Origin of the sequence: Solibacillus sp. CAU 1738 (assembly GCF_039888725.1) — a bacterium.
Lineage (GTDB): Bacteria > Bacillota > Bacilli > Bacillales_A > Planococcaceae > Metasolibacillus.
The window spans coordinates 157,548-163,873 of sequence record NZ_JBDQQN010000007.1 but is presented as its reverse complement, the minus strand read 5'-3'; the positions used below and the strand labels follow the sequence as shown (position 1 = coordinate 163,873).

The 6,326-nt window shown below is 33.8% G+C and carries 4 protein-coding genes; all 4 read left to right on the top strand.

Annotated features, from left to right (window positions below; translation table 11 throughout):
- Window positions 1-321 precede the first annotated feature (321 nt).
- The 4 genes from trhO to AAFN87_RS17540 all read left to right on the top strand — a co-directional run bounded on the left by trhO (window position 322) and on the right by AAFN87_RS17540 (window position 6,320).
- Window positions 322-1,263 carry an oxygen-dependent tRNA uridine(34) hydroxylase TrhO gene (gene trhO, locus AAFN87_RS17555; RefSeq protein ID WP_347792365.1) on the top strand — a complete coding sequence of 314 codons (942 nt, stop codon included), beginning with the start codon at window positions 322-324 and terminating at the stop codon, window positions 1,261-1,263.
- A gap of 490 nt (window positions 1,264-1,753) precedes the next feature.
- On the top strand, window positions 1,754-2,683 hold the full coding sequence (locus AAFN87_RS17550) for a DNA/RNA non-specific endonuclease (RefSeq protein WP_347792364.1): 930 nt from the start codon (window positions 1,754-1,756) through the stop codon (window positions 2,681-2,683).
- A 1,379-nt stretch (window positions 2,684-4,062) separates the two neighbouring features.
- A complete protein-coding gene (locus tag AAFN87_RS17545; protein ID WP_347792363.1) occupies window positions 4,063-5,376 on the top strand; it encodes a GntP family permease in 1,314 nt (437 codons plus the stop codon).
- Window positions 5,377-5,399: 23 nt separating this feature from the next.
- Window positions 5,400-6,320 (top strand): 3-hydroxyacyl-CoA dehydrogenase family protein, encoded by a 921-nt coding sequence (locus AAFN87_RS17540; protein ID WP_347792369.1) that lies wholly within the window; start codon window positions 5,400-5,402, stop codon window positions 6,318-6,320.
- Window positions 6,321-6,326 lie beyond the last annotated feature (6 nt).

Sequence of the window (6,326 nt, the reverse complement as noted above, 5' to 3'; positions counted from 1 at the left end):
GTGAACCGTTTTGTTGACGGGATCAAGTCCCACGGGCCATAACGTTCTACCCCGGCTACTATCAATCTATAAATTGAATAAAAAATAGTCAACCAGATTTCTCTGGCTGACCTTATAATACGAACTGGCCATATTGTTGAATAACACTTCTTTATAAAAGAAGGTCCGCTAACCACTTCACCAATTCTTTAAAAACAATATTTATATTCATTTCAACCTAATTACCGATAGCATATTAAACGATTATCCTTTATGGTTAATAGGTCGTAAAAGAAACTATCAGGTATATCCTGCAAATATGTGAAATGATAGGTGGAAACAATGAATTATCAAGTTTTATTATATTACCATTACACGAAGATTGAAGATCCAGCTGCGTTTTCAGCAATGCACTTAGAAATGTGTAAAGAAATCGGTTTAAAAGGTCGTATTTTAGTAGCTAATGAGGGCATTAACGGAACTGTTTCGGGTACGATTGAGCAAACAGAGCAATATATGGCAAACATGCAAGCAGACTCATTATTTGAAGGCATTGTCTTCAAAATTGATGCGGCAGATGGCCATGCATTCAAAAAAATGCACGTACGCCCACGTCCTGAGTTAGTAAACTTAGGCTTAGAAGAAGACGTAAATCCGCATGAATTAACAGGTCGCTACCTGTCACCAGAACAATTCCTTGCTGAAATGCAAGATGAAAATACAGTAGTATTGGATGTGCGTAACACGTATGAATACGATGTCGGCCATTTTCGTGGCGCGATTCGACCAGATGTAGAAAACTTCCGTGATACACCGGAATGGGTACGTGAAAACCGCGAGCTATTTGAAGGTAAAAATGTTTTAACATATTGCACGGGTGGGATTCGTTGTGAGAAGTTTTCAGGATGGATGAAACGTGAAGGCTTTGGCGATGTCGGTCAATTACATGGCGGTGTTGCAACGTACGGAAAAGACCATATTACGAAAGGCCAATTATGGGACGGTCAAATGTACGTATTTGATGAGCGTTTAACGGTGCCAATCAATCAAGTAGAGCGTGTGATTATCGGTCGTGATCACTATGACGGTGAACCTTGTGAACGTTACATTAACTGTGCAAACCCTGAATGTAACAAGCAAATCATAGCATCTGAAGAAAATGAAGCAAAGCATTTAGGGGGCTGTACAATCGAATGTACAGAGCATGCGCGCAATCGCTACATCGTGCGTCACAATTTAACAGAAGAGCAAGTAGCTCAAACAATTAAGGCGTTACATGCATAAGCATGAAAAGCTGTCTAAACATAAAAAACGTCATTAAATATCTTTTATAACCTAAACCAACTATATAGAGGTACTTAAATCACTCTATGTAAGTGTTCAAACTATCCATTATAGGACTAGTCTGCTCGCTTACATTGGGTGTTTTTTCTTTTGTAAGGAAAAAGTAAATGACTAGAATAGCATTATTTAATAATAACACAGTATAAAATAATCGAAGTCTCTTAATCCTATAATTTCCCAACTACTTTTCTTTATTATAATGATATTCCATAATCCGGCGCAATTCTTGAATTGGAATTGGGCCTTTTTCAGTGCTATGGACTCTACTAATCTTTATTGGAATTTAATACTACATATTTTGAACTAAGTATCTACTGTAATAAAATTAATATTTTAATATGATATTATAAATAGATTAACTATGTTAATTTATGTTTTATTCAAAGATTTCTTGAATGTTCAATAGAAAAATACTATAAGGAGTACTAAAATGAAAAAGAAAATAAACTATTTAATCTTACTTTTAACTGCCATCTTTATAATTGGTTGTACTAACGTAGAAGATGCATCCGTTACTGATAAAGAAACAGATTCACAACAAGTAACCACAAATAATAGTGAAACAGAAAAAACTACTGTAACTGAAAAATCAGTATCAGAAAAAACATCAACTCAATCAAAAGATGAACTGTTCAAAGGATACAAACTGATTGAAGTTGATGGTGGCGATTTGTCAGGACATCGCGAACCTAACGTCGTCGTTGACATTGGCTTTGGGGACCGACATTACTATGCATTCACGAATGAGGCAGGGCAATTGGTTCGAGTCATTGCTGACGAAATCGTTCTACAAGATGACCGTACCGAACCCGTAACATCATCTGGCAGATACTACGCTGATGAAGCAAAAGTTCCTGGTGTTGAGAAAGCAGATTTAGATGAAGGACATATTATTGCAGATTCTCTTGGTGGGGTATCAAACGCTTATAATATTACGCCACAAGATAGTACGCTTAACCGACATGGTGATCAAGCATATATGGAAGACGCTATTCGTAAAGCGGGTGGAGCTACTAATTTCGAAGCAATTATCACATATCCTAATACGGAAACGCAGATTCCTTCTCATTACAAGTACACATACACTTTAAAAGGGAATAAAATTGTAGATGAGTTTGATAACGGCAACCCTGATGAAATAAATAAATCTCTAGGATTAACTGGAGGTAAATCAACTAACTCAAATAAGTCCAATGCTTCGAATGGCACTGAAGATATTTCTAAAGTTGATACAGATGGAAATGGACAAGTGACGATTAAAGAAGCAAAAACAGCAGGTTATAGCATGCCAATAACAAGTGATCATTGGTTATATCCATATATGGATGATCGAGATAATGATGGTATGGTTGGGGAATAAGCACCTAGAACTCAAGGAATGGAAATAAACGAATGACTTTACAGAAACAATCAGGCGCGATTGTTAAATAAATCTTAGATTTTCAAACGACTTTATTGTTATATTTTTTAGTATAGTGATGTTTCGTAAATTAATAATTAATCAACTATATTTTAACCCCGTCCTAACTTGAACGGGGTTATGTTTGTTTGAGCTTATAAAATTAAATAACTTTATTTTCATTTCATAGCAACTTATTTTAACTTAATTTCAAACTAAATATTCTTAAAGAATTAACGACCTTCTCATTTTTTTCTCGCAATAACTTATTTTCCTTTTCGAGTAAAACGTCTCAAACTTTTATTTTTAAAAATTTAAGGCGTTTATATTTTTTTGAGATATCCGAAAGAATATAAAAAAATTCAGTTTTTTCATACTTTCTAAAAGTTTCTCTTTAACTTTATCAGTAATGATGGTGCTTAAAATAAATGCTGTAAGGATGTCCGTAACATAAATGTGAGATTGCAAAAAAATAACTACAACAAAATTTATCACACAATTTTTAGACAACGATCATGTCATTTATCGAAATTGATATACGACTTAAAAATAAATAAGTGTCATCGGCTATAATTGACACTTATTTTCAAATAAGTTGTATATCGAAATCGCTTATTGCGCAAAACGCGATTTAGAAAATCCACTTTCAAAAACTCCTTCAACTTTTTAAACAGCTTGCAAAACCCTAATCGTAGGTATTTTTATTTCTCCACACTTGATGTAATTAATGCAAAAAGAGAAAAAAAGCATTAAATATCTAAATTACTTGTAGAATAATTAGTTGATTTACAGCGAATTTTAGCATTAATCATAAAGTTAGAGTGGAGAATTAGTGAGTAAAATGATAAATTAAGCGCAATTTTTATAAGATTTTTGGATCAACATTGTCACATAATAATGTGAAAACAGATGAAAAAAGAATAAAATACATGAGCTAATAAGGCGATTTATATAATAAATTTGAGCAAAAATAGATTGCACAGCTTGAACACATCTAAAATCCATTTCCATCAGTAGTGCAACATTGCTGTCTGAAATGCCTCGTATATAAGTGAAATTATCCCGCAATAATATCAATTTTCTTTCATTTCACGCTTTTCTAGCATAATATCTCACACCCTATGCTATTTATTTTCCACAAATATTCTCTTTTCAACTTTATTTCCTCGCATTTACAAGTATTAATGGAAAGTATTCAGTATGAGAAATTGTTGTAATTAACAAAAACATCTACGTAGTGTAGTGAAAATTCTAAATTATGCATTTACATATTTTTCCCTGTATTGTAGAATGAGAAAGAACAAAACAAACTACGGTCTGTTTTGAGGAGGGGGAAAAGTATGTGGAGTTTACTGACGATTGTTATTTCTTTAGCACTTCTCGTTTTTTTAGCAATGAGAGGTTTTACTATCGTTATTATTGCACCAGTTGTTAGTTTATTTGTTATCTTGAGTAACAACCTACCGATTTTAGAAACTTTCCAAGGCGCGTACATGACTGGTTTCACTAATTATGTAAAGAATTATTTCTTAATTTTCCTATTTGCAGCGATGTTCGGAAAGTTTATGGATGATTCTGGGGCAGCACGTACAATTGCACACGGTTTATTAAAATTACTAGGTCGAAATAGTAAGTTACGTGTATTAATTAGTATTATGTTTGTCTGTGCGTTTTTAACTTTTGGGGGAGTTAGTTTATTCGTAGTAGTATTTGCGATCCTACCTATTGCAAAACCAATTTTCCGAGAAATGGATATCCCTTGGCATTTATTTATAGCAGCATATTTCACGGGTGTTGCGACATTCACAATGACAATGGTTCCTGGTACACCAGCAATTCAAAACATCATCCCAATCAAATATTTAGGGACAACAGTAACTGCGGGAGTATGGATTGGTATTGTTGCAGCTATTACTTTAATTGCATTTAATATTTGGTATATGAATTATGCGTTGAAAAGATCAGAGAAGAAGAATGAAACATATGCAAATATGAAAAATCTTGAAAAATCTGATGATCCCGCACTTCTTGTAGATAAATATGCCAATAGAGCATTGCCTAATATGATTGTTAGTTTGATTCCGCCAGTATTATTAATTGTGCTATTAAATGTATTTAAGTTAGAAGTACTTTACACATTGATGATTACTTGTTTAGTAGCAATGATTATCTTTTGGAAATTCATTGAGAAAAAGAAAGAATCTATTAATATAGGTGCTACAAATGCTGTATTACCAATCATTAATACATCAGCTGATGTTGGATATGGGGCAGTTATCGCTGTGACAGCTGGTTTTACAGTATTCCAAGATATGATTACAAATATTCCAGGTAATCCATTAATTTCGTTATATGTTGCAACAACATTATTAGCGGGAATTACAGGATCAAGTTCTGGTGGTTTAGCGATTGCGATGGAAACCTTGACGGATACATATTTAAAATTAGGTGTAAATCCTGAAGCGTTTCACCGAGTAGCAGCCATTGCATCTGGTGGTCTTGATGCTTTACCACATAATGGCGCGGTTATCACTACTTTAGTAGTAACTGGATTAACGCATAAAGATGCCTATAAACATGTATTTTTTGTTGCAGTAGTTGGACCAGTCCTTGCCGCAATTCCAGCATTAATTGTTGCGATTATGTTCTACTAAGGGAGATGAGCACGTTGAAACAAGTGGGTGTAATAGGTTCAGGTACTATGGGATTTGGTATTGGATTTTACTTTGCCATACATGGTTATAACACAGTAATTTTTGATGTTTCAGAGGACCATTTAAATTTAGCAAAAGAGAAATTTAATACGTATTATGATTTATTTGAGAAAGCACAGTTTCCACTTCAATTATCAAAGCAAAATGCATTTAAACTAATAGAGTGGACAACAACACTAGATAGTTTTAAAGAAACGGATTTAATTATTGAAAGTGTTATAGAGCAAATTGAAGTAAAACAAAATGTATTTGCAAAGCTAGACACTATAGTGAAAAGTGATGCAATATTAGCCTCGAATACTTCAAGTCTTAAGTTATCTGAAATTACTGAAAACGTGTCGAGGATGAAAAATCGAGTTATATTAACGCATTTCTTTAATCCAGCGCAAATAGTGCCGTTAGTTGAGTTGTTACAACTACCAAACACTGACCATGGTGTTTTAGAAAAGGTACATGCCTTATTTGAGTCAATTGGAAAGACACCAATTAGAGTTTATAAAGAGGTAGCAGGTCTAGTAGCAAATCGTATTCAAGTAGCGTTAGCTCGTGAAGCAATATCCCTTTTAGAAGATGGTGTTGTCACGAAAGAAGATCTTGAAAAAACAATATTTGATGGGCCAGGCTTTAGATATGCTACAAGCGGTTTACTAAAAATAATGGATTTTGGTGGCTTAGATATTTGGGATAAAGTATTAGGGAACTTGCAAGGAGAAATTGAATCTTCTATACGAACTTTCCCTGTAATTAAAGATTTAGTAAATGAGCAAGCATATGGCGTAAAAACGGGTAAAGGGTTCTTCGAATATCCAGGAAAAGGATTTGATGAGCTCGTCTTGCAAAGAGATGAAGAGTTATTGAAACATTTACTTACAACGCATTATTAGGAGGAA